This is a genomic window from Dactylosporangium sp. NPDC050588 (assembly GCF_040654975.1).
Classification (GTDB): domain Bacteria; phylum Actinomycetota; class Actinomycetes; order Mycobacteriales; family Micromonosporaceae; genus Dactylosporangium; species Dactylosporangium maewongense.
On the sequence record NZ_JBFAJA010000018.1, the window covers coordinates 38022 to 63093 of the forward strand.

General features: G+C 72.6%; 26 protein-coding genes. 7 read left to right on the forward strand and 19 right to left on the reverse strand.

The window, feature by feature from the left end; translation table 11 throughout:
• Positions 1–81: 81 nt before the first annotated feature.
• The 3 genes from AB0I21_RS14645 to AB0I21_RS14655 are packed head-to-tail and all read right to left on the reverse strand — an operon-like array spanning position 82 to position 3132.
• Positions 82–732, reverse strand: a complete 651-nt coding sequence (locus tag AB0I21_RS14645) for a 4'-phosphopantetheinyl transferase superfamily protein (protein ID WP_360561314.1) — start codon at positions 730–732, stop codon at positions 82–84.
• A gap of 12 nt (positions 733–744) precedes the next feature.
• Positions 745–2019 (reverse strand): PLP-dependent aminotransferase family protein, encoded by a 1275-nt coding sequence (locus AB0I21_RS14650; RefSeq protein ID WP_360561316.1) that lies wholly within the window; start codon positions 2017–2019, stop codon positions 745–747.
• Positions 2020–3132: an alpha-hydroxy acid oxidase gene (locus AB0I21_RS14655; protein ID WP_360561317.1), complete on the reverse strand. Its 1113-nt coding sequence runs from the start codon at positions 3130–3132 to the stop codon at positions 2020–2022.
• Between the two features lie 64 nt (positions 3133–3196).
• On the opposite strand from AB0I21_RS14655, the gene AB0I21_RS14660 reads away from it, so the two are divergent.
• The 3 genes from AB0I21_RS14660 to AB0I21_RS14670 are packed head-to-tail and all read left to right on the forward strand — an operon-like array spanning position 3197 to position 5693.
• On the forward strand, positions 3197–3895 hold the full coding sequence (locus tag AB0I21_RS14660; RefSeq protein WP_360561319.1) for an SGNH/GDSL hydrolase family protein: 699 nt from the start codon (positions 3197–3199) through the stop codon (positions 3893–3895).
• A gap of 2 nt (positions 3896–3897) precedes the next feature.
• Positions 3898–4833, forward strand: coding sequence for an alpha/beta hydrolase (locus tag AB0I21_RS14665; protein WP_360561320.1), 936 nt, complete (start codon positions 3898–3900; stop codon positions 4831–4833).
• The gene (locus AB0I21_RS14670) at positions 4818–5693 is read left to right on the forward strand and encodes an aminoglycoside phosphotransferase family protein (protein ID WP_360561322.1); all 876 of its coding nucleotides are present in this window, start codon (positions 4818–4820) and stop codon (positions 5691–5693) included. Before AB0I21_RS14665 ends, AB0I21_RS14670 begins: the two co-directional genes overlap by 16 nt.
• 538 nt (positions 5694–6231) lie before the next feature.
• Here the strand turns inward: AB0I21_RS14670 and AB0I21_RS14675 are convergent.
• The 16 genes from AB0I21_RS14675 to AB0I21_RS14750 form a co-directional block, all read right to left on the reverse strand.
• Entirely contained in the window at positions 6232–7011 is a 780-nt protein-coding gene (locus AB0I21_RS14675) for a 2-hydroxy-acid oxidase (protein ID WP_360561324.1), read from the reverse strand.
• Between the two features lie 2 nt (positions 7012–7013).
• Positions 7014–7298: an acyl carrier protein gene (locus AB0I21_RS14680; protein ID WP_344502406.1), complete on the reverse strand. Its 285-nt coding sequence runs from the start codon at positions 7296–7298 to the stop codon at positions 7014–7016.
• Positions 7299–7337: 39 nt separating this feature from the next.
• Positions 7338–8264, reverse strand: coding sequence for a 3-oxoacyl-[acyl-carrier-protein] synthase III C-terminal domain-containing protein (locus tag AB0I21_RS14685; protein WP_360561326.1), 927 nt, complete (start codon positions 8262–8264; stop codon positions 7338–7340).
• Positions 8261–9631 (reverse strand): hypothetical protein, encoded by a 1371-nt coding sequence (locus tag AB0I21_RS14690; protein WP_360561328.1) that lies wholly within the window; start codon positions 9629–9631, stop codon positions 8261–8263. Before AB0I21_RS14690 ends, AB0I21_RS14685 begins: the two co-directional genes overlap by 4 nt.
• Positions 9624–11264, reverse strand: a complete 1641-nt coding sequence (locus tag AB0I21_RS14695) for a class I adenylate-forming enzyme family protein (protein ID WP_360561330.1) — start codon at positions 11262–11264, stop codon at positions 9624–9626. Before AB0I21_RS14695 ends, AB0I21_RS14690 begins: the two co-directional genes overlap by 8 nt.
• 5 nt (positions 11265–11269) lie before the next feature.
• Positions 11270–12262 (reverse strand): transketolase C-terminal domain-containing protein, encoded by a 993-nt coding sequence (locus AB0I21_RS14700; protein ID WP_360561331.1) that lies wholly within the window; start codon positions 12260–12262, stop codon positions 11270–11272.
• Complete coding sequence (locus tag AB0I21_RS14705; RefSeq protein ID WP_344502401.1) at positions 12262–13227, reverse strand: thiamine pyrophosphate-dependent dehydrogenase E1 component subunit alpha; 966 nt, start codon at positions 13225–13227, stop codon at positions 12262–12264. The genes AB0I21_RS14700 and AB0I21_RS14705 overlap by 1 nt, the downstream gene beginning before the upstream one ends.
• A gap of 31 nt (positions 13228–13258) precedes the next feature.
• Complete coding sequence (locus tag AB0I21_RS14710; protein WP_344502399.1) at positions 13259–14059, reverse strand: DUF3050 domain-containing protein; 801 nt, start codon at positions 14057–14059, stop codon at positions 13259–13261.
• A 22-nt stretch (positions 14060–14081) separates the two neighbouring features.
• Positions 14082–14999: a phytanoyl-CoA dioxygenase family protein gene (locus AB0I21_RS14715; RefSeq protein ID WP_360561332.1), complete on the reverse strand. Its 918-nt coding sequence runs from the start codon at positions 14997–14999 to the stop codon at positions 14082–14084.
• 37 nt (positions 15000–15036) lie between these two features.
• Entirely contained in the window at positions 15037–16131 is a 1095-nt protein-coding gene (gene hppD, locus AB0I21_RS14720) for a 4-hydroxyphenylpyruvate dioxygenase (RefSeq protein ID WP_360561333.1), read from the reverse strand.
• Between the two features lie 59 nt (positions 16132–16190).
• Positions 16191–17441 carry a beta-ketoacyl-[acyl-carrier-protein] synthase family protein gene (locus AB0I21_RS14725; RefSeq protein ID WP_360561335.1) on the reverse strand — a complete coding sequence of 417 codons (1251 nt, stop codon included), beginning with the start codon at positions 17439–17441 and terminating at the stop codon, positions 16191–16193.
• On the reverse strand, positions 17438–17950 hold the full coding sequence (locus tag AB0I21_RS14730; protein ID WP_344502798.1) for a beta-ketoacyl synthase N-terminal-like domain-containing protein: 513 nt from the start codon (positions 17948–17950) through the stop codon (positions 17438–17440). The genes AB0I21_RS14725 and AB0I21_RS14730 overlap by 4 nt, the downstream gene beginning before the upstream one ends.
• An 86-nt stretch (positions 17951–18036) precedes the next feature.
• The gene (locus tag AB0I21_RS14735; protein WP_360561337.1) at positions 18037–19197 is read right to left on the reverse strand and encodes a beta-ketoacyl synthase N-terminal-like domain-containing protein; all 1161 of its coding nucleotides are present in this window, start codon (positions 19195–19197) and stop codon (positions 18037–18039) included.
• 8 nt (positions 19198–19205) lie between these two features.
• Complete coding sequence (locus AB0I21_RS14740; protein WP_360561472.1) at positions 19206–19409, reverse strand: phosphopantetheine-binding protein; 204 nt, start codon at positions 19407–19409, stop codon at positions 19206–19208.
• A 38-nt stretch (positions 19410–19447) separates the two neighbouring features.
• A complete protein-coding gene (locus AB0I21_RS14745; RefSeq protein ID WP_344502394.1) occupies positions 19448–19726 on the reverse strand; it encodes an acyl carrier protein in 279 nt (92 codons plus the stop codon).
• On the reverse strand, positions 19723–21252 hold the full coding sequence (locus AB0I21_RS14750) for a fatty acid--CoA ligase family protein (RefSeq protein WP_360561339.1): 1530 nt from the start codon (positions 21250–21252) through the stop codon (positions 19723–19725). Before AB0I21_RS14750 ends, AB0I21_RS14745 begins: the two co-directional genes overlap by 4 nt.
• 703 nt (positions 21253–21955) lie before the next feature.
• On the opposite strand from AB0I21_RS14750, the gene AB0I21_RS14755 reads away from it, so the two are divergent.
• Genes AB0I21_RS14755 through AB0I21_RS14770 form a run of 4 tightly spaced genes read left to right on the forward strand, consistent with a single transcriptional unit; the run spans position 21956 to position 25065 of the window.
• The gene (locus AB0I21_RS14755; RefSeq protein ID WP_360561341.1) at positions 21956–22864 is read left to right on the forward strand and encodes a methyltransferase domain-containing protein; all 909 of its coding nucleotides are present in this window, start codon (positions 21956–21958) and stop codon (positions 22862–22864) included.
• A gap of 5 nt (positions 22865–22869) precedes the next feature.
• Complete coding sequence (locus tag AB0I21_RS14760) at positions 22870–23124, forward strand: acyl carrier protein (protein ID WP_360561343.1); 255 nt, start codon at positions 22870–22872, stop codon at positions 23122–23124.
• The gene (locus tag AB0I21_RS14765; protein ID WP_360561345.1) at positions 23121–24317 is read left to right on the forward strand and encodes a glycosyltransferase; all 1197 of its coding nucleotides are present in this window, start codon (positions 23121–23123) and stop codon (positions 24315–24317) included. The genes AB0I21_RS14760 and AB0I21_RS14765 overlap by 4 nt, the downstream gene beginning before the upstream one ends.
• Complete coding sequence (locus tag AB0I21_RS14770) at positions 24301–25065, forward strand: ABC transporter permease (protein ID WP_344502388.1); 765 nt, start codon at positions 24301–24303, stop codon at positions 25063–25065. Before AB0I21_RS14765 ends, AB0I21_RS14770 begins: the two co-directional genes overlap by 17 nt.
• The last annotated feature ends 7 nt before the right edge of the window (positions 25066–25072 follow it).

Consider the following 25072-nt stretch of genomic DNA (forward strand, 5'->3'; position numbering starts at 1 on the left):
GTGCCGTCCACCTGCCGTGACCCGGACTCAGCCGTCCGCGTGCCGTGTGACGGCGAACAGCGCCGCGCTCGCGAGGGGCGCTCAGCCGTCCGTGTGCTGTGTGACGGTGAACGGTGCCGCGCCCGCGAGGGCGACCGCCGCCCGGAACCCGTCCGGAGCGACGAGATCCGCGATCCGGAACGGCCCGTCGTGGTCGACCACCACCGGGGCGGGTCCGGCGACCGGCGTGGCCAGTCCACGGGTCAGCCGCGCGCCGGCCGCCTTGACGAGGGACTCCTTGCGGGCCCACAGCTCGGCGAAGCGTTCGTGCCCGTCGGCGCCCGTCACCAGGGCGGCCTCCGCGGGCGGGTAGAAGCGCCGGGCCATCGCGGCGCAGTCGAGGGCCGGCACGACCCGCTGCAGGTCGACCCCGACGGGGCGGCGCGGCGACACGGCGACCATGACGAGGTCGCCGGAGTGCGACAGGTTGACCTCGACGCCGGTGTACGGGCCACTCAGCGACGGCTTGCCGTTGGGGTTGTGGGACCAGCGCAGCTCGGACGGCGGGGCGTCCAGGACCGCGCCGACGAGACGGCGGGTGACGGCGTGCGCGACGATGAACCGGCGGCGGTCGATGGCGTGCACGATCGACGCGTGGCGGCGCCGCTCGTCGGGGTCCAGCAGCGCGAGCATGGCCGGCAGCGCCGACTCCGGCACCCGCGCGTCGGCCAGCCAGACGTCGACGGCGTCCACGATCGGGGCGGGTCAGACCGAGGCGAGGAAGCCGGCGAAGCGCCGCACGCCCTCGTCGACCTGCGCCGGTTCGAGGGCGCTGCACGACAGCCGGATCGCGTGGCTGCCGCCGTCGCCCAGGTAGAAGAAGCGCATCGGGGTCCACAGCACGCCGTGCTCGCGGGCCGAGACCTCCAGCAGCTCCTCGGTGGCGTCCACCGGCACGTCGACGACGACGAAGAAGCCGCCGCTCGGGCTGTTCCAGCGCACGGGCCCGCCGCTGAAGTGCCGCTCGAGCGCGGCGAGGAGGGTCCGCAGGTTCTGCCGGTAGAACTGGATCTTCGCCTGGTTGGCGCCGCGGAGGCTGAAGCCGCTGTCCAGCAGCATGCCGCCGACGACGGCCTGGGAGAGGGCGGAGGTGTTGACGGTGAGCATGCTCTTCACCGTCGACAGCTCCTCGGCGAGGACGGTGCGGCGCCCGGCGGCGTCGACGACCGGCTGGTCCGCGACGAGGAACCCGACCCGCACCCCCGGGAAGTACGACTTGGCGAACGAGCCGAGGTAGATGACCCGCTGGTCGGTGTCCAGCGACTTCAGCGTGGGCCGGGGCTCGTCGTCGAGGCCGAAGAGGCCGTAAGGGTCGTCCTCCAGGATCAGCAGGTCGGCCTCGCCGGCGACGTCGAGCAGCGCCCGGCGGGTCGCCACCGGCAGCGACACACCCGACGGGTTGGCGAAGTTCGGCACCAGGTACAGGGCCTTCGGGGTGCGGCCGCCGGCCCGTACCGCCGCGGCGACCTCACGAACCGTCGAAGGTCGCAGCCCGTCGGGCGACTCCGGCACCGGCACCACGTCGATGCCGAGGATCCGGGCGGCACCGGTGAAGCCGACGTAGCACGGCTCGGCGGCGAGCACGACGTCGCCGGGGCCCGCGCACAGGCCGCGCAGCGCGATGACCATCGCCTCCTGGCAGCCGGCGGTCACCATGACGGCCTCGTCCGGGACGCGGATGTCCTCGTCGACGTCGAGCATGCGGGCGATGAGACCACCGATGTGGCCGTTCGTCCGCCCGTACATGGTGAGCAGCACCCTGCTCTGCGCGTCGCTGATGCCGCTCTCGCGCAGGTGCGTCAGGTACGCCTGCAGGTGCTTGTCGACGTCGGCGGCGGAGTGGAACTCGTCGAACGGGCGGCCCGCGGCGAGCGAGATCGCGTCGGGGAACCGGCCGGCGACCTCGTTGAGGAAGTTCATCGAGGTGGACACCGGGTCGGAGACCGACACGTGCAACGCCTCGCGGGACAGCTCCACCATCTACAGTTCGCCTCCAGGTCGGGCCCGCAGCACCGACCGGTCCAGGTCGGCGAGGCGCGGGCGGCCGGCGAGCGCCATCGCGTGCGCCAGCTCATCGGTCGTCGTGCGCAGCAGTCCTTCGACCCCGTCGGCGCCGCCGGCCGCGAGGCCCCACAGCGGCGGCCGGCCGAGCAGCACCATGCGGGCGCCGAGCGCGAGCGCGACGAGCGCGTCGGTGCCGCGGCGGACCCCGCCGTCGAACAGCACCGGGATGGCGCCGGCGACCGCGTCGACGACCTCGGGCAGCGCCTCGAGGCTGGCGACGGCGCCGTCGAGCTGGCGGCCGCCGTGGTTGGACACCACGACCCCGTCCGCGCCGTGCTCGACGGCCAGGGCCGCGTCCTCCGCGGTCAGGATGCCCTTGAGCACGATCGGCAGCCTGGTCTGCGACCGCAGCCAGGCCAGGTCGGCCCAGGTGACGGCGGCGTCGAAGGACTGGGCGGCGTGGTCGGCGATCGCGGAGTGGCCGACGTCGCTGTGGTGGGTGAGCGCCATGACCGCCGCGTCGATGTTGACGGCGGCGACGTCACCGCCGATCGCGAACCCGTTGCGCATGTCGCGCCAGCGCCGGCCGATGCGGGGCGCGTCGACGGTGAGCACCAGCGCCGTGTAGCCGGCGTCCTCGGCCCGCCGGATCAGCCCCGTCATCACCTCGCGGCGGCGGAACCAGTACAGGTGCAGCCACAGCCGACCGTCGGACGCCGCCGCGATGTCCTCGAGGGACCTGCTGGCGAAGACGCTCACCACGAACAGCGCGCCCACGGCGCTCGCACCCCGCGCGGTGGCGACCTCGCCCTCGGGGTTGACGAGCCGGTGATACGCGGTGGGCCCGACGCCGATCGGGGTCCGGTAGCCCGCGCCGAACACCGACACAGCGGTGTCGACTGTGGACACGTCGGTCATGACCCGGGGGCGCAGCCGCAGCCGGTCGAACGCGCCGACGTTGGCGCGCAGGGTGCGCTCGGACTCGGCGCCGCCCTCGATGAAGTCCCACACGTCCGCGTCGACGAGCTCCCGGGCGAGGTGCTGATAGTCGGAGGCGGTCAACACCGGCCCGGTCTTCGATCGTGTCACCGGCGCTCCATAGGCGGTAGCCTATCGGAACCACGCCACGACCGACAGGAGCCGAAAGGCTTGCATGGGCACCGACAGCATGCTGACCGCCGAAGTCTCCGACCCGTTCTGCCTCGCCGCCGGGGAGGCCACCGCGCTCCTCGCGGGGCACCCATGGCACCGGTTCGCGATCCTCGGTGACAGCGTCGCGGAGGGCCTCATCGACCCCGTCGACGGCTACCATCCCCTCGCGTTCCCCGACCGGGTGCGGGCGGAGCTGCTGCACGAGCGCCCCGGCCTCGCGTCCGTGAACCTCGGCCGGCGCAACCTGCGCGCCGCCGAGGTCCTCGACACCCAGCTCGCCCCGGCGCTGGAGTTCCGGCCGGACCTGGCGCTGGTCATCTGCGGCGCCAACGACGCGATGCGCCCCGGCTACGAGCAGCGCGCCGACGCCGTCGACGCGACGCTGACCGCGATCGTCCGCCCGCTGCAGGACGCCGGCGCCCAGGTCATGACCGTGTCGTTGTTCGTGATGCCGCAGTACCCGTCGATGCCGGCGTGGCTCGGCCCCGCGTTCTCCCGCAGGATGACGCTGCTCGGCCGCCGCACCGCCGCGCTCGCCGCGACGCTCGGCACCATCCACGTCGACCTCGCCACGCACCCGGCGATCGCCCTCGGTGAGGTCCTCACCGGTGCGGACGGGTTGCACGGCAACGGTCGCAGCCACGCCATCGCCGCGGCGGAGATGATCCGCCGCCTGTCCCGTGAGATCCAGGGAGCGTAGAGATGCCACTCGACCCGCAGCTGCAGGCGATGCGTGACCGGCGCGAGCGCGACGGCGCCACACCGCTGTACAAGATGACCCTCGAGGACGCGCGCGCCGACGACCTCGCGTCCATCAAGGCCGGCGGCGGCGACCCCGAGCCCGTCCACGAGGTGACCGACCACTGGATCGACGGGCCCGGCGGCCGGATGCAGGTCCGCGTGTACCGGCCGTCCGCCGACCGCCCGTTGCCCGTCCTGATGTACTTCTACGGCGGCGGCTGGGTCCTCGGCACGATCGACACCGCCGACGGGATCAGCCGCACCCTGGCCAACAGCGCCGGCTGCCTGGTCGTGGTCCCCGAATACCGGCTCGCGCCCGAGCACCCGTTCCCGGCGGCGATCGAGGACTGCTGGGCCGCCGTGCAGTGGGTCGCCGGCAACGCCGAGACGCTCGGCGCGGACCCGGCCCGGATCGCGGTCGGCGGCGACAGCGCCGGCGGCAACCTGGCCGCGGCGGCGACCCTCATCGCGCAGGAGGCCGGCGACCTCACCCTCGCCGGCCAGCTGCTCGTCTACCCGAACACCGACCAGCTCGCCGACGACGACTCCATGCGGGACAACGCCGACCCGTACCAGTTCAACCACCACTCGGTCGCCTGGTACCGCAAGCACTACCTCATCGACCCCGACGACGCCGAGAACCCGCTCGCGTCGCCGCTGCGGGCCGAGACGCTGAAGGGCCTGCCGCCCGCGCTCGTCATCACCGCCGAGTTCGACCCCCTGCGCGACCAGGGCGAACGCTACGCGAAGCGGCTCGCCGACGACGCGGTCCCCGTCACGCTCGCCCGCTACGACGGCATGTCCCACGGCTTCTTCACGATGGCCGGCGTCGTCGACGGCGCCCGCGTCGCGCTGGCCCAGGCCGCCGCGCAGCTGAGGGCGTGGTTCGGATCCTGACGACCCTGTCCCGCAACGTCACCGGCGTCTGGGGAGCCGCGGGCGAGCGCTGGCTCGCCGGCCTGCCCGCCCTGCTCGACGGCCTCGCCGCCGACTGGGACCTCGTCCTCGAAGCCCCCTACGACCTCACGTTCCATTACGTCGCGCCGGTACGGCGGGCCGACGGCACACCCGCGGTCCTGAAGGCCGGGTTCGAGCTGGAGGTCGAGGCGGCCGCCCTGGGGGCGTTCGACGGCCGGGGCGCCGCCCGGCTGCTGCGGTCCGACGTGCGCCGGGGCGCCCTGCTGCTGGAGCAGGTGACCCCCGGCCACCGCCTCCGCGACCTGGTCCCCGCCGACGACCCCGCGGCGACGGCCGTCCTCGCGGACCTGATGCGGCAGCTGCACGTCCCGCCGCCGGCGTCGCACGGCCTGCCGCCGGCGCTGTCGCAGGTGGGTGCCCTGGACCGGCACCGCGGCCCGGTCCCCGCCGACCTCGTCTCGCAGGCCGCGACCCTCATGCGCTCCCTGTGCGCGTCGGCGTCCCGGGAGGCGGTCCTGCACGGCGACCTGCACCACGACAACGTCCTCGCCGGCACCCGCGCCCCCTGGCTGGCGATCGACCCGCACGGCCTGGTCGGCGACCCCGGCTACGAGGTCGGCTCGATCCTGTTCAACCCGCACCCCGACGACCGCGACCCGGCCCTGACCGCCCTCGTCCCGGCCCGCCTGCGCCAGCTGTCGGCGGCGCTCGGCGAACCCGAGGACCGCCTGGCCGAGTGGGGCTTCGTCAAGGCCGTCCTGTCCTCGGTCTGGACCGCCGACACGGGCGGCCAGCTGTCCCGCGCCCTCGACGTCGCCCACCTCCTGCGCCCCACCTGACCTGCGCTTTGGCCCGCAGACCCAGCGGCCGGGTACGATGCGTCATCGACTGGTGACGACCTTAGTGATCAATTAGGTAGCCTCAGGTACGGTGGAGTGAAGCGGTCAGCCCGACACCAGGACCCGCCTGTCGAGCCCTGTACGGACCGACCCGACGACGACGCCTGCCCCGAACCTCAGCTGCCGCCAGCGTCCGCGCCCGCGTGGTGCACCAACCGGCGGTCGCGTGTGCGACGCACCAACCCGCGGTCGCGTCCGCGTGGCGCACCCGGCCGCGCGTGTGTGGCGCGCGTGGTGCGACGACACGGTGCCGCGCTCCTGCGTGGCGTGCGTCCCTGGCCGGCAGCGGCCGTTGCCTGGGTGGCGGGCGGGGTCGGTCGGAAACGGCGAGCCGCTCAGCCGGAGGTCGCCCTCCGAAGGCCGCTGCCGCACGCAGGTCCGAAGGCCGCCGCCGCACGCAGGTTCAGAGCCGAAAGGTCGCCGCGCAGGTTCAGCCGAAGGTCGCCGCGCAGGTTCAGCCGAAGGTCGCCGCGCAGGTTCAGCCGAAGGTCGCCGCGCACAGGTAGTGCAGGGTGGGGTCGTGGTCGGCGACCGCGATCCGGCCGGCCGTCGCCAGGTCGAGCCCCGCCAGGGCCTCCCACACGCCGGTCATCGGTTGGGCGGGGTCGGCGAGGACGACCCGGTCGGCCTTCACGTCGTCGGCGAGCGCCGCCAGGCCGCCGCCGAGGATCACGGTCGTCGCGGACAGGCCGTCGAGCACGCTCAGCGAGGGCGCCGCGTCGGGCAGGGTGGTGACCGTCGTGAGCGGGGCGGGGGAGGCGGCCGACAGGTGCAGGGCGATGCCCGCGTGGGCGGCGGGCAGCGACAGCGGCACGCCGGGGTCGTAGGGCAGGTCGGCCTGCTCGACGGCGATGAGCAGCGCCCGGGGGTGGGTGGCGGCGTACGTCCGCATCAGCGACAGCGCGGTGAAGGCCGCCGCGCGGCCCTGGTCCGAGACGGCGAAGGACATCGGTTTGCCGGGGCACACGTGGGTCAGGTAGGTGCTGACGGCGCGGCCGGGGGAGACGTCCGGCACGTCGTAGGCGAGCACCAGCAGGTCGACCGGCGAGGACGGCAGCAGCTCGACGGCCATCTCGCCGTAGGACTGGGCGGCCGACGAGTCGCGGGCCACGGTGAGGTCGTACGGGGCGAGCAGGTCGGTCAGGTACGTCGACAGCCGGGCGGCATGCCCGGGGTCGGCGGCGAGCGCGGCCGGCGACGGGTACCGGCGCGACACCGCGCGCCGGAGACCCCAGCGGTCGTCGTGGAGAGCGGGCATGCTCACTCTTCCGGCAGCAGGTTTCCGGCGACGTAGTCGGCGAGGCTGCCGACCGTCTCGAAGTTGTCGCGGCCCATGTCCTCGACGCTGATCTCGCGCTCCAGCTTGTCCTCCAGCTCGAGGACCAGCTCCAGGCCGGTGGTGGAGCTCATGCCCAGGTCGTCCATGAGCGTGGTGGTCTCCGACGCGCCGGTGACCTCCCGCTTCAGCACGCGGGGCAGCAGCTCGCAGATCGTGTCGACGACCTGCTGGCGCAGGTCAGGGTCGATGGTCGTGGTGTCGCTCATGACAAACCCCTTCAAAGAAAGCCGAAAGAAGGCCAGAACCTAGTGCGTGAAGACCATTGCGGAGAAGGTCGCGCCGCGGCCGGCGCCCGCGGCGGCGATGACGTAGTGGTCGCCGGGGCGCAGCAGCGAGCGCTGCACGGCTGTGCGGTGGTTGAGGAACGCGTCGGCGCAGAAGACGTGACCGTAGTCGGCGACGTGGTCGAGCAGCACCTGGTCGAGCGGGTAGCCGATCCGCTTGCACACCCGCTGCCAGGCCACCACGTTCACGTTGTGCGGCAGGATCAGCGCGATGTCCGACAGGGTCAGGCCCGCCCGCTCGACGGCGGACGTCACGGCGGCGCCCAGCGCGTCGTGGTAGATCCGCTGGAACTCGCCCGCGACCTCCTCCAGCTCGCCGTCGAACTCGCCGCGCAGGTCCGCCACGTAGGACAGCTGCCGGTCCCGAGGGCCGGCGGCGGAGACCAGGCAGGCCGCCGCCCCTTCGCCGAACATCGACGTCTCCGGCACGAACCGCGCCTCCCCGGTGAAGGCCTTCTCCCCGGTGAGGACGAGCGCGAGCGCGGACGGGTCGGCCGATGCGAGCAGCCGCCCGGCGAGGTCGACGGCGAGCAGCCCGGAGGCGCACGCGTGGTGCCCGACGGCGAAGGCGGTGGCGTGCTGGAGCCCGAACGTCCGGCACACCTCGTGCAGCGGGTTGAACGGGTAGGGCGCCACGCCGGGGAACGTCCGCGCGTATAGCACGTACCGGATCCGCGCCGTCTGCTCGGTGGTGAGCCGCAGGTCGGCGACCGCCAGGCCGAGCAGCTCGGTGAGGGACAGGTCCGGCGCCTGCGCGGCGGAGCCGAGCTTGTGGTAGCGGCGGAACACCCGCAGCTGCATGGGCGTGAGCTCGAACTCGTCGGCGAGCGACTCGATCGGCACGCGGTCCGGGGGCACATAGGTGCCGATGGCGGCGAGAGCGGTCACGGCGTCTCCGTTCCGGCGAAGGTTTCCAGTGCCGTCAGCGCCTCTTGTACGGCGAGCGCCTCGACCGCCCTGGCGAGTGCCTCCACGCGGGCCGGCGGCGTCCGCCACGTGTCGGTGAACCAGGTCAGCTGGAACTCGCCGGGTGCGTCGTCCACGTCGATGTTCAGCGGGTCGTAGGGGTCGTCCTGCGCGACGGTCCAGGTGAACACGCCCGGTGCGGCGTCGCGGACCTGCTCGGCGGTGGGCACGGAGCCGGGGAACATCTGCCTGCTGATGGTCCGCCGGTCGTTGAACCAGACGCCCGCGTCGAGGTCGACGTCCAGCGTCGCGGCCAGCGCCGCGACCGCCGCCGGGTCGTGGTAGGCCCACTTGTAGGCCAGCATCGCCGCGATCCCCGTCCTGCGCATGGCCTCCTCGTATGGCAGCCCGGCGACGTCGGCGACGCAGATGCCGTGCTGCGCCACCATCGCCACGACGTCGCCGAGACCGCGGCGGAACCGGTTGTCCACCATGGGCCGGATGATCGCGGGCCGCCCGTCACCGGCCTGGGCGGTGACGGCGAGCGCCAGGAACGTCATGAGGACCTGCGACGTGTCGATGTCGAAGACGACGGACACCGCGTGGGTCGCCCGGTACAGGGCCGTCGAGACGAACGTGCCCCGGTGGAAGCGCGGCCCGGGCCGGGAATCCAGCGGCACCACCGGTGGCAGCTGCCGCAGCATCTTGTCCCAGTGCCGCAGCGCCTTCTCCGACTGTTTCCGCCCTTCCGGCGACGCCTGCCAGTGCGCCTGGGCGAGCGGCTGCAGGCCGCTGGTCGGGCCGGGCGGGTCGGTGCGCCGGGCGGCGACCTCGCGGAGCATGAGCAGGCCGCCGAACCCGTCGGTGACCAGGTGGCAGGTGACCGTCGACAGGTAGGCGGGCACGCCGTCCACGCGCACGACGCCCATCCGCACCGGCCACTCCTCGACGAAGTCGTAGGGCCGCGCCCGGTACTGCGCGTCGACCGACGCCGTGAACGCGGCCGGGTCGGCGCCCGGCGGCACGTCGAACACGTCCAGCCCGATCGTGCCCCACCCGGCCACCGCCTGCAGCGGGGCGCCGTCGTCGGTGAAGCGCAGCCGGGTGCGGAACGTCGGGTACCGCCGCATCGCCCAGCGCAGGTCGTCGGCGAGGTCCTCGACGGTCGCCCCGTCGGGCACCGGGGCCCAGCCGCCGATGGGCAGCCAGGAGCGCTGGCGGACCATGTCCTGCCAGATCCCGAGCTGCCCCCACGACAGCGGGCCGGTCCCGGCCCCCTCACCGTCGAACCGCACCGGGATCCGGGTGGTCGCGACCAGCGGTGGGGCCGGCAGGAACGTGTCAGGCATTCGCCAGCTCGGCGAGATGCCGCTGCCGCATCAGGAACTTGCGGACCTTGCCGGTGGGGCCGGTGACGATGTTCTCGTCGGGGAACACGACGACCTTCCGCAGCGTCGCCGCCGCGGCCGGGGTGAGCGCGGCGGTCACGGCGGCGGTGTGGTCGGTCGTCGGGTCGGCGCTCTCGTGCAGCGACAGCAGCACGTCGGACACGACGCCGGCGCCGGTCTTGAACGACACGATGGTGCAGTCGCGCACGTCGGGCACCGCGCGCAGGATCTGCTCCTCCGACATGGCGGTGTAGAGCCAGTTGCCGCCGCCGAGGTCGACGGAGTCGACGGCCCGGTCGACGTGGTAGTAGTAGCCCTCCGCGTCGCGGAACATCAGGTCGCCGGTGAGGTAGTAGCCGTTGAGCCGGTGCTTGTACGTGTTGGCGTGGTCGTTCCAGTAGCCGGGGGCGAGCGTCGGGGACTTGAGGCCGAAGTGGCCGACCTGCCCGACCGGCACCTCCTCGCCGGTCGTGGTGTCCAGCAGCGCCACGTCGGCGAAGACGTGCGGCACGCCGACGCACCGGCCGTAGCGCTCGGTGTCGGGGCTGTGGGTGATGTGGAACGCGGAGTGCCCCATCTCGGTCGAGCCGAGCCCGTCGACGAAGCTGGAGCCCTTGACCCGCTGGACGACCGGGCGGCCCTCGGCGGAGCGGGTGACGGTGTTGTGGCTGCCGACGTTCACGAGGTTGCGGATGTGCGGCTCGTGCGCGCAGTCGCCGGTGTTGAACCACAGCGACACCGAGTCCATCTCGTGCTGGGTCAGGTCGAAGCGGGCGAGCTCCGACCAGGTGACCGCGAAGCCGAAGACGCCGGTCGGCTTCCACCGCTCGATCGCGTCCAGCACCGCGCCGCCGTCGCTCTGCTGCGACAGGAACAGCAGGTCCGACCGGTTGCTCAGGGCGTGGTTGATGGTCATGATGCCGGCCGCGTGCGGGGCTGGCAGGGCACTGAGGATCCGCTCGGTGCCCTGGGCCCTCGGGCCGCTCAGCCGGATCTTGCGGGTGGCGTGGAACAGGCTGGCGTGCGAGTGCACGACGGCGGTCGGCATGCGGGTGGTGCCGGAGGAATGGGTGATGGCGATCGGGTCGTCGGCGTGGTGCCGGAACGGCGCGGGCGCCTGCGCCGGGTCGCCGGTGCCGGTGTCGGCGGCGTCGATGACGGGGATGCCGACGTCGGCGCCGGCGAGCCGCTCGAGGTGGGCGGCGTCGGTGACGAGCGCGGTCGCGCGCAGTTTGGCGATGTACTGGACGGCGATGTCACCGGCGATGTTCGGGTTCATCAGCGCGGGGATCGCGCCGAGCCAGACCAGGCCCATCCAGTTGAGGAAGCAGTCGGCGCTGCTGGTCACGTAGACGGCGACGGGGTCGCGCCGGGTGATGCCGTTGGCCTGGAACCAGGCGGCCCTGGCCGCGGCGCGGTCGCGCAGCTCGCCGAGGGTGAGGCCCTGCCAGGCGGGGAAGCCGTCGACGTCGACGTCGAACGCGATGCCCGGCCCGTCCAGCGCCGCGCCGTGCTCGATGAGCTTGTGCAGCACGTTGCCGGCACCGACGTCGGGGTCGGCGGCGAGCGCCGCCCGGATGCTCGTGGACGCCATGGGGTCTACTCCTCGGTCTGCGTGGGGAACGAAAGCTTCGCCACCTGCTCGACGGCGGTGCGGATCTGCGCGCGGGTCGGCTGCAGCGCCAGGTCCAGCTCCCGGGCGAACGGCAGCACCGCGCCGTCGGGTCGGGTGATCCGTTTCGGTGGCGCGATGAGGCGCATCTGCTCCGCGGCGGTCGCCAGGATCTCCCCGCCGATGCCGCAGGAGCGGTTGGAGTCGTCGACGACGACGAGCCGGCCGGTGCGCTCCAGCGACGCGGCGAGCCCGGCCCAGTCGAACGGGTGCAGCGTCCGCGGGTCGAACACCTCCACCGACACGGTCCCGGCGAGCTCCTCGGCGACGGCGAGCGCGTCGTGCACGAGGTGGCCGACCGCGACGACCGTCACGTCGTCGCCGGTGCGGTGGACGCGGCCGACGCCGAGCGGCACCGGCGCGAGGGTGGCGAAGTCGACGTCGTCGCGGACCCCGATCGCGCCGGCGGGGGCGAACATGATGACGGGGTCGTCGTCGCGGATCGCGGTCAGCAGCAGGCCGTAGGCGTCGGCGGGGGTCGCCGGCACGACCGTCTTCACGCCGACGTGGGCGAAGAGGCTGTACGGGTGGTCGGAGTGCTGCCCGGCCCAGCCGCCGCGGGAGCCGGAGCTCGGCAGCAGGTAGGTGACCGGGACGTTGATCTGCCCGCCGGTCATCAGCGAGAACTTGTGGGCCTGGTTGGCGATCTGCTCGAACGCGAGGAACAGCAGCGCCGGGATCTGGAACTCGATCACGGGGCGCTGGCCGGCCATCGCGGCGCCGGTCGCGAAGCTGGTGAACCCCTGCTCCGAGATCGGCATGTCGACGACCCGTTCGGGGCCGAACTTCTTGAGCAGGCCGGTGGTGACGTTGCTGACCGCGACGCCGACGTCCTCGCCGAACACGACCACGCTCGGGTCGGCGGCCATTTCGGTCGTCAGCGCCCGGTTCAGCGCCTTCAGGTACGACAGGTTCGGCATCAGGAGACCCCCGCCCTGGCCCGCAGGCCGTCCGCGTACAGGTGGTCGAGCGCGCCGGCCGGGTCCGGCAGCGGGCTGTCGACGGCGAACCGGACCGCCTCGTCGAGCAGCGCCTCGATCTCCGCGTCGATCCGGTCCCGGTCCGCTTCCGGGATGCGGGAGCCCTGCAGCGCCACCGGGTCGCGCTGGACACCGAGCGCGACCTCGTCGTCGGTGCGGTACCGCGGCCGCGCCGCGTGCTCCCAGGTGTGGTGGGCGTCGAAGCGGTAGGCGACGCACTCGATGAACGAGGGGCCGCCGCCGGCGCGGGCCCGCTCGACGGCCTCGGTGGCCGCGGCGAGCACCGCCTCCGGGTCGCTGCCGTCCACTGTGGACGCCGGGATGCCGAACGCCTCGGCCCGGCCGGTGATCGAGCCGGCCACCGCCTGCTCGACCCGGGTGGTGGTGGCGAAGCCGTTGTTCTCGCAGACGAGCACCACCGGCACCTTCCACAGCGACGCGAGGTTCATCGTCTCCAGCACGACGCCCTGGCTGACCGCGCCGTCGCCGAAGTAGGTGACGGCGACGAGGTCCTTGCCGGCCCGCCGCGCCGCCCACGCCGCGCCCGTCGCGATCGGCACGGCGGCGCCGACGATCGCGTTGGCGCCGAGGATGCCGAGACCGAAGTCGGCGGCGTGCATGGAGCCGCCCCGGCCGGCGTTGAGGCCGGTCGCCCGGCCCGCCAGCTCGGCCAGGGTCCGGGCCGGGTCGGCGCCCTTGGCCAGGACGTGCCCGTGGCCGCGGTGCGTGCTGGTGATGACGTCGCCGGGGCGCAGCGCGGCGCAGGTGCCGGCCGCGATCGCCTCCTGCCCGATGTACGGGTGGATCCCCCCGACGATCGTGCCGTCCCGGACGAGCTCGATCGCGCGTTCCTCGAACCGTCGGATGAGGCGGACCGTCCGGTACAGCCCGGCGGCGTCAGTCACGTGGTACTCCTTCAGAACAGAGAGCCGCGGACTAGGCCGCGAGGACCTTCTCGTCGATCTTGGCGAGGATGCCGCTCCAGAGCTTGGCGCGGGCGACGAGGGCGAGGTTGATCGTCTCCACGCACTCGTTCCACTTGTTCTCGTCGTCGCCGCAGAGGTCGGTGACCATCTGCATGGCCATCGGCGTGTGGAACTCGCCGTCGACCTCGATGTGCCGCTCCAGGTAGTCGACGAACGTGCCGAGCTGCCCGCCCTGCTCGTTGACCTTCACGACCTGCTGGAACATGTCGGGGATCAGGTCCTCGCGGCCGAACGCGAACGCCGCCGCCTGGCAGTGGATCGGCGCGGTGTCGATGAGGTGCCAGGTGAGCCCGACGAACTCCGCCGACGCCTCGGGCACGCCCGCGGCCGCCATCGCCGCCGGCACCGGGGTCTTGTCCCGCAGCAGCTGGATGAAGGTGTCGATGACGGTCGTGTCGGCGCCGGCCTCCTGCATGCCGAGCAGGTACAGCTCGAAGTGGCTGATGAAGCCGCCGCGCAGCTCGTCGCTCTCCTCGACCAGGACGATGTCGTTGATGAGCCGCCGGCTGCCGGTCGGCCCGGTCGGGATCCACGGGACCTCGACGCAGGTGAGGTTGCGCTGCAGCGACTTCAGCAGCGACATGAAGTCCCACACGGCGAAGACGTGGTGCTCCAGGAACGTCTGGATCGCCGGCAGGCTGTCCAGGCGGGCGTAGATGGGGTGGGTGACGACGTCGGTCCGGGCGTCGGCGATCAGCGCCTCGAGCCGGTCGATGCCGGGGTGCCGCTGACCCCAGTCGTATCGGGACATGTGAGCCTCCTGAAGGTGTGTGTTAGGCCGTACGCCACAGCACGGGGCAGTACTCGGGGTCGGAGTAGTCGGGACGGCCGTCCTCGGTCCGTCGCACCAGCACGTCGTGGTTGTAGGCCACGAGATCCCCCGTGCTGAGCTGGAACGGGCGGAACGCGTTGGCGCCGTCCTGCAGGTGGAAGGAGATCGCCCGCCGCGGCCGGTCGCTGCGGTTGGCGCCGCTGCCGTGGTACGTGCGGCAGTGGTGGAAGCTCATGTGACCCTTGGGGATGATCATCGGGACCTTGGTGACCGTGGCGTTGTTGTACGCGGCGTTGTCCGAGAGCATCACCTCCAGGTCGTCGTTGTCGCGCTCGGCGAAGTGCCGGGTGGTGGTGTCGTCGGCGCCGATCTCCTCCCAGCGGTGGGAGCCGTCGACCATCGTGATGGTCCCCATCTCCTCGTCGCAGTCGTGGAAGGGGATGAACGCGGTGAGCATGTTCTCCGACGTGCACGAGGCCCAGTAGTGCCGGTCGAAGTGCCACGGCACGACGTTGCTGGGCTCGCCCGCGATCGGTGGCTTGTAGATCAGCGTCGACTGGAAGACGCGGATCTCGTCGGCCTTCGCCAGCCGCGCGGCGACCGCGCCGAGCAGCGGCTTGCGCAGGATCCGCGCGAGCGCGTCGCTCTCGTAGTGCACATAGTCGTTGTGCCGTTGCACGTCGCCCTTGGACGGTTCCCAATAGGCGAGGCGCGGCGGCCGGGTCGGTAACGAACGGGACCGCTCACCGGCGTAGTACCGCTCGCTCGCCGCGACGAGCTCGTCGACCTCGTCGTCGGTGAAGATCTTCTTGGACAGGTACCAGCCGTGCTGGGCGTAGTGCTCGACGTCGTCGTCCGACGGCAGCAGCGCGAGCTCGTCGTCGGTCAGCGCGAACGTCTGCGTGGGTGAGATGGTCAAGGTCTATGTCCTTTCAGGAGTAGGACTGGGGGAGGGGTCAGCTGCGCAGGCCGTCTGTAGTGTCGCGCACCGCGGCCAGCTCGCGCTCCTTGGCCGCGTACAGCGCGGGGATGTTGCTGGTGCCGAACGTCCGGGCGCCGTGCCGGTCGATGAGCTCGAGGAAGTAGGTGCGGCGGATGTGCGTCGACTTGGCGAAGATCTGGTACATCTGCCCCCAGTGGTCCCGGTCGACGAGGATGCCGAGCGGCCGCAGCTGGTCCACGGGCACGTCGACGGCGCCGAGGCGGGACTCGAGCACGTCGTAGTAGCTCGCCGGCGTCTGCGCGAACTCGACGCCCTTCGCGCTGTACGCGCGCACCGCGTGCACGATGTCGTTGGTGCTGTAGGCGATGTGCTGCACGCCGGCGCCCTCGTGCCACGACAGGAAGTCGTCGATCTGGCCGGCGCGGCGGCTCAGGTCCGGCTGGATCAGCGTGAACGTGACGCCGCCCGACGGGCTCTGCACCACCTTCGACTGCATGCCCTGCTCGCCGACCTCGATGTACTCCTGGAAGATCATGGTGAAGCCGAAGACGCGCTCGTAGTACTGGACCGTCTCGTCGAGCTCGCCGGCCTGCAGGCAGATCGCGGCGTGGTCGATGGTGTACAGCAGGTCCTCGTCCGTCGGCGCCGAGGGCGCGCCGGTCATGTCGATCGCCCCGGGCAGGAAGGCGCCGTCGCCGGGGGTGCGCTGCACCAGCCGGTGCGTCACGTCGCCGAAGCCGGACACCTCCGCGGTCACGACCGTCGAACCGTCCTGCTCGAGCCGCTGCGGCGGCTGGATCGGGGTGGCGCCGGCGGCGACCGCCTCGGCGAACGCCGTCTCCACGTCGGCGCAGCCGAACGCGATCACGGCGACACCGTCGCCGTGGCGGGCCACGTACCGGCTAGCCCGGTGCCCGCCGCTGAGGCCGGAGGTGAGCAGGATCCGGATGTCGCGCTGCCCCAGCAGCACGCTGCGCTGACCCGTGAGGCCGGTTTCGGGGCCGCCGTGGCCGTAGACGTGGAAGCCGTACGTCTCGCACAGCTGGTGCGCCGCCTGGCGCGCGTCGCCGACGAACATCTCGATGTGGTCGGTGTCGAGGATCTGCATGGCCTGCTTCCCTTTCGGGTTCTGATCGGTCGTTCCCAGGGGTCTGTGACGCGCTGGCGTCACGCCGTGCGTGTCCAGGCGGACTCCGGCCGGCCGAAGATGAGGCTCACGTTGTGGCCACCGAAGCCGAAGGAGTTGGACAGGACATGGGTCACCTGCGCGGGGCGGGGTTCGCGGAGGTGGTCCAGGTCGCAGGCGGGATCCGGCTCGTCCAGGTTGTGCGTCGGCGGGAGCAGCCCGCGGAGCATGGCGTGGACCGACACCGCGGCCTCCACCACCCCGGAGGCGCCGAGCATGTGGCCGGTCACGCCCTTCGTCGAGCTGACCGGCGGGGCATCGGCACCGAAGACCGCGCGGATCGCGGTCGACTCGGCCACGTCGCCGAGCTTGGTGCTGGTGCCGTGCGCGTTGACGTAGCCGACGTCCCCGGGCGAGATCCCGGCGTCGGCGACGGCCCGGCTCATGCAGGCGGCGGCGGCCGACCCGTCGGGGCGCGGGGTGGTGGGGTGGTGCGCGTCGTTGGTGGCGCCCCAGCCGACGATGTCGGCGTACCGGCGGGCCCGGCGCGCCTCGGCGTGCTCGGCGCGTTCGACGACGAAGACCCCGGCGCCCTCGCCGAGGACGAGCCCGTTGCGCCGCCGGTCGAACGGGCGGCTCGCGGCGGTCGGGTCGTCCCAGCCCCGGGCGAGCGCCCGGGCGTTGCCGAACGTGTCGGCGAGGGTCGGGAAGAGCGGCGCCTCGCTGCAGCCGGCGACGACGACGTCGGCCTCGCCGGCGCGCAGCAGCCGCACCGCCTCGCCGATCGACTGGGCGCCGGCGGCGCACGCGGTGCCGATGGATGAGCTGTACCCCTGGATGCCGTGGCGCATCGCGACCCGGGCCGCGCCCATGTTCGGCAGCATCCCGGGCAGCAGGTAGGGGCTGACGCCGAGGCGGCCCTTCTGCGAGCGCAGCACCGCCTGCGCGTCGAGGGTCGCCAGGCCGCCGGTGCCGGACAGGATGATGGCGATCCGGAACGGGTCGACGTCGCGCCCCACCTCGATGCCGGCGTCCGCCAGTGCCCGCTCGGCGGCGACCATCGCCATGATGATGTACCGGTCGACGACGCGTGTCTCCGGCGCCGGCAGGACCGACGTCGGGTCGATCGGCGGCGAGAACGCGGCGACGTCGGCGGACCCTGCCAGTGGGTGGTCGGCGGGGGGCCGCACGAGCCCGGACCGCCCCTCGCACATCGCGTCGAAGACCTCGGCACCCGTGCCGCCGACGGGGGTGACGAGCCCGATCCCGGTCACCGCGACGGATCTGCTCATGCTGTACCCCTTTCGACCACGACGACCGCGGACGCGGTGTCGTGGCTGGTTCCGGTGATGGCCTCGGGCACGGTGGCCTGTTCGAGGAGGACGACGAGGACCTCGCCGGCGTCGCCGTCGGCGAGCAGCAGCCGGGCCACGTCCAGCCCGGCGTCGGTGCTGTCGACGCACACGACCGGGCCGGTCAGGCCCCACTTCGCGGCGACGTGCCCGGCGACGGCGTTGGGCACCGACTGGAAGAAGAACAGCGGCCCGATCCGGCCGCCGGCGTCGACCGCGCCCGCGACGTGGGCCGCGCTGGCCGCGTCGCCGGTCGAGGTGACGAGCACGATCGCCGTCACCGCCGGTGGAGCGCTCTCCGCACGGCGCTGCAGGCAGCGGCCGGCGGTGGCGGCGACCAGCGGGTTGAACGACGAGTGGACGAACCCGGCGAGCTTCGGCAGCTCCTCGTCGCCCGGCTCCGGCCAGTCGGCGGCGGCGACGACGTCCAGCCCGGCGCGGGTGGCCAGGGCGGTCAGCGGCGGGATCTCCTCGACGAACAGCTCCGCCGTACCGAGCCCCTGCTCGTGCGCCGCCGGATCCAGGATCAGGTCGCTCATGCCGATCCCACCAGGAGCGCGGTGTTGGCGCCGCCGAACGCGGCGTTCAGCGACAGGGCGTAGGACGGGGTCGCTGCGGTGAACCCGTCGAGGACCAGGTTCAGCGGGCAGTGCTCGTCGGCGGCGAGGAATCCCGCGTTGACCGGCAGCCGGCCGGTGCGCAGCGCGTGCAGGGTGACGATCAGCTCGAGGACCCCGGAGGCCTCGAGGGCCTGGCCGTGCAGCGACTTCGTCGAGGAGACCGGCACGGTCGCGGCGTGCTCGCCGAGCGCGGTGCGCAGCGCCGTGGCCTCCGCGGCGTCGCTCTGCGCGGTGCCCGAGCCGTGCGCGTTGACGTAGCCGAGGTCGCCCGCGCCGATCCCGGCCCGCTGCAGCGCGGCGGTGATCGCACGGGCGAGCCCGTGGCCCTCCGGGTGCGGCTGGCATGGGTGGTACGCGTCGCCGGCCCGTCCCCAGCCGGCGAGGCGGGCGAGCGCCGGCACGCCACGCTCGCGGGCCGCCGTGGCGGACTCCACGACGACCGCGCCGGCACCGTCGCCGAGCAGCAGGCCCCGGCGCCCGTCGCTGAACGGGCGGACCTGTCCGTCAGTGGACAGTGCACGGCCCGCGTCGAAGAGGGAGAACTGATCGGCGTCCACGAGGTACCCACCGGCCACCACGATGCGGTCGAGCTCGCCGCGGGCGATCGCCGCCGCCGCGTCCGCGACCGCCGTGCTCGCCGCGACGCACGCCGAGGTGTACGCCCGGATCCCCGCTCCCAGCGGCAGGTCCCCGGCCAGCCCGGTGCCGCCGGCGAGCGCGGCGGTGAACGCGGTGCTGCTGTGCCGGCGGCGGTCTGCCTCGGCCACCCTGGCGAGGGCCGGATCGCCGTGCAGGGCGAGGAAGAGCGGTGCGCCCGCCCGCTCGGCCGTGCTGAGCTTGGCCTCGTCACAGGCCTCGTCGACGACGCGCACCAGCTCGTCGGCGAGGACGGGGGAGCCGGGCATGGCCGCGGCCACCCCGACCCGCCGTCCCGTCACGTCGAAGCGGTCGACCGGCTGGAACGCCGGCGTGCCGGCGTCCAGGCCGTCGGCCAGGGCGGTCATGCCCCGGCCGAACGCGCTGAGCACGGCCGCACCGGTCAGCACCACCTCACCCGGACCGCGCCGAACGGTCATGGTGGCGGTCATCGTGAACCCGTCTCGACCTTCAGTTCCTGGAGGACCTCGAGCGTCCCGCTCACCGTCGCCATGCGGGCGAGGGCGTCGTCGTCGAGGTCGAGCGGCACGCCGTAGTGCTGTTCGAGCTGGTGGACGAGCCAGGCGAGCTCCAGGGAGTCGATCCCCTCGGCGACGTCAGCGGGCGACCGGTCGCCGTACGTGGCGAGCATCGCCACGACGTCGTCGCGGGTTGGTGCAGCGGCCACGCTCAGCTGCCCGCCGTGGCAGCGGCGGACCGGCGCTCGGCGACGGCGGCGATGAACTCGCCGACGGTCATCCCGGCCAGCTTCTCCGCCTCGTCGTCGTCGAAGCGCACGCCGAAGCGGTCCTCGACGCGGACGGCGAGCTCGGCGAGCGATAGTGACTCGAGGTCGGCGCCGGCCGGGCCGAGCGCGGTGTCGTCGTCGATGTCCTCGACGCTGTAGTTCATCTCGGTCAACGAGTCCAGCAGGAACTGGCGGATCTCCTGGTCGGTCGTCTCGCTCATCGTGCGTGGTTCCCTTCCTTGACAGGTGCCGGCGCGACCGGGTCGGTCGCGCCATCGGTCACGTCTGTTCCCACCCGCTGCGCCGGGATGGCGCCCGCGGTCGCGCCCGGGGCGGTGGTCGCCGCCGGGGCCGAGGCGGCCAGCAGCGCGGCGCGGTCCCGGACGAGCTTGCCGGTGGCGGTCCGGGGCAGCTGCTCCACGACCTTCAGCACGCGCGGGCGCTTGAAGCCGGCGAGGCGCTCGGCGAGCCGGTCCTGGACCTGCGCCGCGGTGGCGCCGTCGCGCAGCATCACGTACGCCTCGATCGCCTTGTCGTGGGTCACGACGGCGCTGGCGACGCCGGGCAGCGCGGCAAGCGTGTGCTCGACCTCGGTCAGGTCGACCTTGAGGCCGCCGACGGAGACCTGCGAGTCGCGCCGGCCGTGGATGCGCAGCCTGCCGGTGGCCTCGTCGACGCTGCCGGCGTCCTTGGTGTGCAGCCAGCCGTCGGCCCAGCGGGCGGGGTCGACGAGGCCGAGGTACGGCGACGCGGGCAGCGACACGAGCAGCTCGCCGGCCTCTTCACGGACGGTGAGACCGGGTGCGGGGGTGAGGGAAGGGCGGTGCTCGCCGAACAGGTCGGTGGCGATGACCCCGACCTCGGTCATGCCGTACATGTTGCCGAGCCGGATGTCGTAGCGGTCGACGAAGCCGGCGTAGACCTCGGCACGGACCAGTTCCCCGCCGGTGGTCATGCCGGTCAGCTGGGGGAGCCTGGGCGGTGTCTGCACCGAGGAGAGCAGCTCGATGTGGAAGGGGACGCCGAGCAGGGTGGTGGGCTCGGGCCCGGCGGCGACGGCGGACAGGATGCCGTCGGCGGTCATCCGCGCCGGCACCACGAGCTGAGCGCCGGCGTGCAGGCCGTAGAGCAGGCCGCCGACCAGACCGAGCACGTGCACCATGGACGCGAGCGAGACGATCCGCTCGCCGGCCTGCGGCACCCCCGCGCCGATCTTCACATAGCGTTCGATCTCCTCGACGAGGTTCGCCGCGGTGCGGGCGATGACCTTCGACGGGCCGGTCGAGCCGGAGCTGAGCTGGATGAGCGCGTGCGTGGTGTCGGCGGGCCGCCCGGGGTAGGTGGCGACCCGCTCCTCGATCTCGACGAAGCCGCGCAGCGGCCCGCCGGTGACGTGCTTGGCGCTGACGACGACCTGCGGTGCCAGCCGCTGCAGGGCGTTGTCCGTCTCGTACGGGGTGAGCCGGTGGTCCAGCAGGGCGGCCCGGGCGCCGAGACGCCAGGCGGCGAGCAGGTTCGTGACGAACGCGAGTGACGGGGCGAGGGACAGCGCGACGGACCCGCCGGCGCCGAGGCCGGCGGCGGCGAGCACGGACTGCTTGGCGGCGACCAGCGCGCGCAGGTCCGCACGGGTGACGGGGGTGTCGAAGACCAGCGCGACCTGGTCGGCGGGGCCGGCCAGCAGCACCTCGTCGACCCACGACGGGTCGAGCGGGGCGGGCTGGGTTTCGAGCACGGCGTCGGTCACCGGCGAACCCCTTTCTCCGCGCGCGGCCGCGCCGCCGACCGGTCGGCCCACGTTGGCCGGCGATCAGCGTGTGCAGCCCCCGATTGAACACACTGGCGAGAGCCGGGAGCGGGCCTGCGGTCACCGGCACGAATCACGCCCGGACACAATGCGCAGGAAATAGTCACCCCGACTAGCCATAGACCTTACGCAATCAAAGCCGTTTTACAAGAGTGCACAACCCGACTGTGCCGCTGTTTGTCCGTTCTGCCACGCCTACGTCCGCTAAGAATCGTTTGCTTCGATACGTTCTCCATTCGGGCAGGTCATGGACGCGTTTTACGGAACTCCCAGGTCAATCTGGGTTCGGGGGACACCCGGCCGGTGCCAAAAAGGGCATTACGCGCAACTGGCAGCGCACCGGATACAACCGGTATCTAACCTGAGAACACTCTCCTCCCGCCCATTGCAGTGCGCTACGGTGCGTAAACGCCACGATTGACCCGCGTCCACGTCTGGTCGGGCCGATATACCGATTCCCCATGTATGGCGGCATGATGAGGCTCCTCCTGCGCGATCTCCGACAGGCCAGGCCACGGCCCGTCCCGGACGATGTAACGTGCATTGACAAGCGTCGGCGCGCCGCCCATACAATGGCCGGGCTCCGTGCGTGCCTATCCAGGAACGCCCCATAGCTGGTGATCCCATTCGGAGATTTGCGACTGTGAAAGCAAATGCCAGTTCCGCATACCCGTCCGCACCGGCCGGGCCCGGGCTGAACGCCGCCGTCGAGCGGTATTACGACACCACCTTGGACCTGTACGAGGACCTGTGGGGCCAGCACGTGCACCACGGCTTCTGGGACATCGGCGAGCGCCCCGGCAACGACGACGACCGGCACGCCGCGACCGACCGCCTGGTGCGGGAGCTGGTCGACTTCGCCGGCATCCCGGCCGGCGCCCGTGTCCTGGACGTCGGCTGCGGCATCGGCGGGCCGGCGATGCACCTGGCCGGGCCCCTGGGCTGCACCGTCGAGGGGGTCACCCTCAGCGCCGCGCAGGCCGCCCGCGCCAACGAGAAGGCCGCGGAGCTGGGCCTCGGCGAGCGTACGAACTTCCGCCAGTGCGACTTCATGGCCAACGACTATCCGGATGCGTCGTTCGACGTGGTCTGGGCCGTCGAGAGCCTCATGCACATCGCGGACCGGGAGGCGTTCTTCGCCGAGGTCCGGCGGGTGCTGAAGCCCGGCGGCATCGTCGCGATCGCCACCTGGTCGGTGCGCGACGGCGAGCTCACCGCCGAGGAGGCGCGGGTCGTCGACCAGATCCTGCGCCACCAGGTCATGCCCAGCTTCTCCTCCCTTGAGGAGCACGAGCGCCTCGCCGCCGCCGCCGGGTTCGCCGACATCGCGATCGTCGACTGGAGCGGTAACGTCGCCAACTCCTGGGAGCCCGGGTTCGCCCAGGTCAAGGAGCTCGACAACGGCCGGTCGATGATGCGTGACCTGGCCCGGGACCGGGGCGTCGACGTGCTCGGCTTCTTCTACGCCGGCCCGCTGATGCTCAAGGGCTTCGAGACCGGCGCGGTGACCTACGGCGCCGTGCGCGCCACGAAGCCGGCGGCAGAGGACTGATCGTCGTGGCCGCGTCCCACCGGGAGATCGTCGAGCTGCTGCGCCAGGTGACCGGCGAGGACGAGGACTGGGCGGCCGGCGTGACCCCGTCCACCCGCGTGGACACGGACCTGTTCATCGACAGCCTGGAGATCGTTGAGCTCGGTGCGCGGATGCGCGACGTGTACGGCGTGGACCTCCCCTCGTACATCGGCGGCCTCGACCTGCAACAGCTCATCGACCTCACCGTCGCGGACCTCGCGGAGCTGACTGCCGCATGAGCCGGTTCCTGTTCCTGAGCCTGCCGCTGACCGGCCACGTGAACCCGATGGTCGCGGTGGCGAAGGTGCTGCTCAGCCGGGGGCACGAGGTGCTGTGGGCGGGGTCGGAGTCGTTTCTGCGGCCCCTCGCCGGGCCCGACGCGGTGATCCACCCGATCCCGCTGCGGGCCCACCGCGGCCAGGCCGAACGCGGCCTCGACGCGACCCGCTCGCGGTGGGAGGGCTACATCCTGCCGCACACCAAGTACACCCGCAAAGGCGTCGAGGCGGCCGTCGAGGCGTTCCGCCCGGACCTGCTGGTCGTCGACCAGCACGCGATCGCCGGGCCGATCGTCGCGCACCGCTTCGGCCTGCCGTGGGCCACCGTCGCGTCCAGCGCGATGGAGCTGACCAGGCCGTTCGCCCGCGGGCTGCCGCAGGTCGAGGCGTGGATCCAGGAGCGGATGCGGGAGGCGTGGACCGTCGCCGGCCACGTCGGCGACCCGCCGTGGGACCTGCGGTTCTCCCCGGACCTGCTGATCAGCTTCCTCGGCGAGGACCTCCTCGACGACCCGTCGCAGCTGCCGCCGAACACCGTCACCGTCGGCCCGTCCCTCGCGGAGCGCGCGCCCGACCCGGACTTCCCGTTCGACTGGCTCGACCCGGACCGCCAGCACGTGCTGGTCACCATGGGCACGCTCAACATGGACCAGGCCGCGCACTTCTACCCGCGCATCCTGGCCGCGATCGAGCCGCTCGGCGAGCGGCTGCAGGCGGTCGTCGTGGCCCCGCAGGGCACCATCACCGGTGAGCCGGGCCATGTGCTGGTGCGCCGGCCCGTGCCGGTGCTGGACCTGCTGCCGCACCTGCACGCGGTGGTCAGTCACGGCGGCGCCAACACCGTCAACGAGTCCCTCGTGCACGGCGTGCCGCTGCTCGTCGCCCCCATCAAGGGCGACCAGGCGCTCATGGCCTCGGCGGTGGCGCGGGCCGGCGCCGGGCTGCGGGTCTCCATCGACCACGCCCGGCCCGAAGCGCTGCGCGCCGCGCTGCTCGACCTGCTCGACGACCCCCGGTACGCGGAGGCGGCGCGGGTGACCGGCAAGCGACTGCTCGCGGGCGGCGGCGCCGAGGCCGCCGCGACGGCTCTGATCCAGCTCCTCCCCTCCGGCACCACGTCTGAAAGCGAGCAAGGCTGTGAAACTCCTGCGTGACACCTGGTTGATCTTCCAGCGGCACATGCTGCTGATGCTCCGTTCGCCGTTGTGGGTCGTCCTCGGCGTGGCCCAGCCGGCGGTCTACCTGATCCTGTTCGCGCCGCTGCTCAAGCCGGCGCTCGCGTCGGTCGGCGCCAACTCGATGAGCGACGCGTACAAGATCTACGTGCCCGGCATGCTGATCGCCCTGGCCCTGGCCGGTGGGCTGTACGTCGGCTTCGGGCTGCTCGGCGACCTCGCCAACGGCGTCATCGAGCGGTCCCGGGTGACCACGGTCAGCCGGGTCGCGCTGCTGCTGGGCCGGTCGCTGCGCGACGTCGTCACCGTCATCGTCCAGTCGATGATCATCACGATCCTGTCGCTGCCGTTCGGCGTGTTCGTCAACATCGGCAGCCTGCTGCTCGGCTACGCGATCCTCGCCCTGTGCGCGCTGTCGTCGGCGTCGATCTCCTACGGCATCGCGATCCGCGTCGCCAACCCCAGCGTGCTCGGCCAGGTCGTCAACAACATCGCCCAGCCGCTGATGCTGCTGTCCGGCACCCTGCTGCCCCTCGCGCTCGCGCCGCTGTGGCTGCGCACGGTCGCCGACTTCAACCCGTTCAACTGGGCCGCCAAGGGGCTGCGGGCGCTGTTCATCGGGCACACCAGCGACCCGGCCATCTGGCAGAGCATCGCCATCACCGCCGGCCTCATGGTGATCGCCGTGATCTGGTCGGCCCGCACATTCTCGCGCTCGGTCCGGTAAGGGAGCA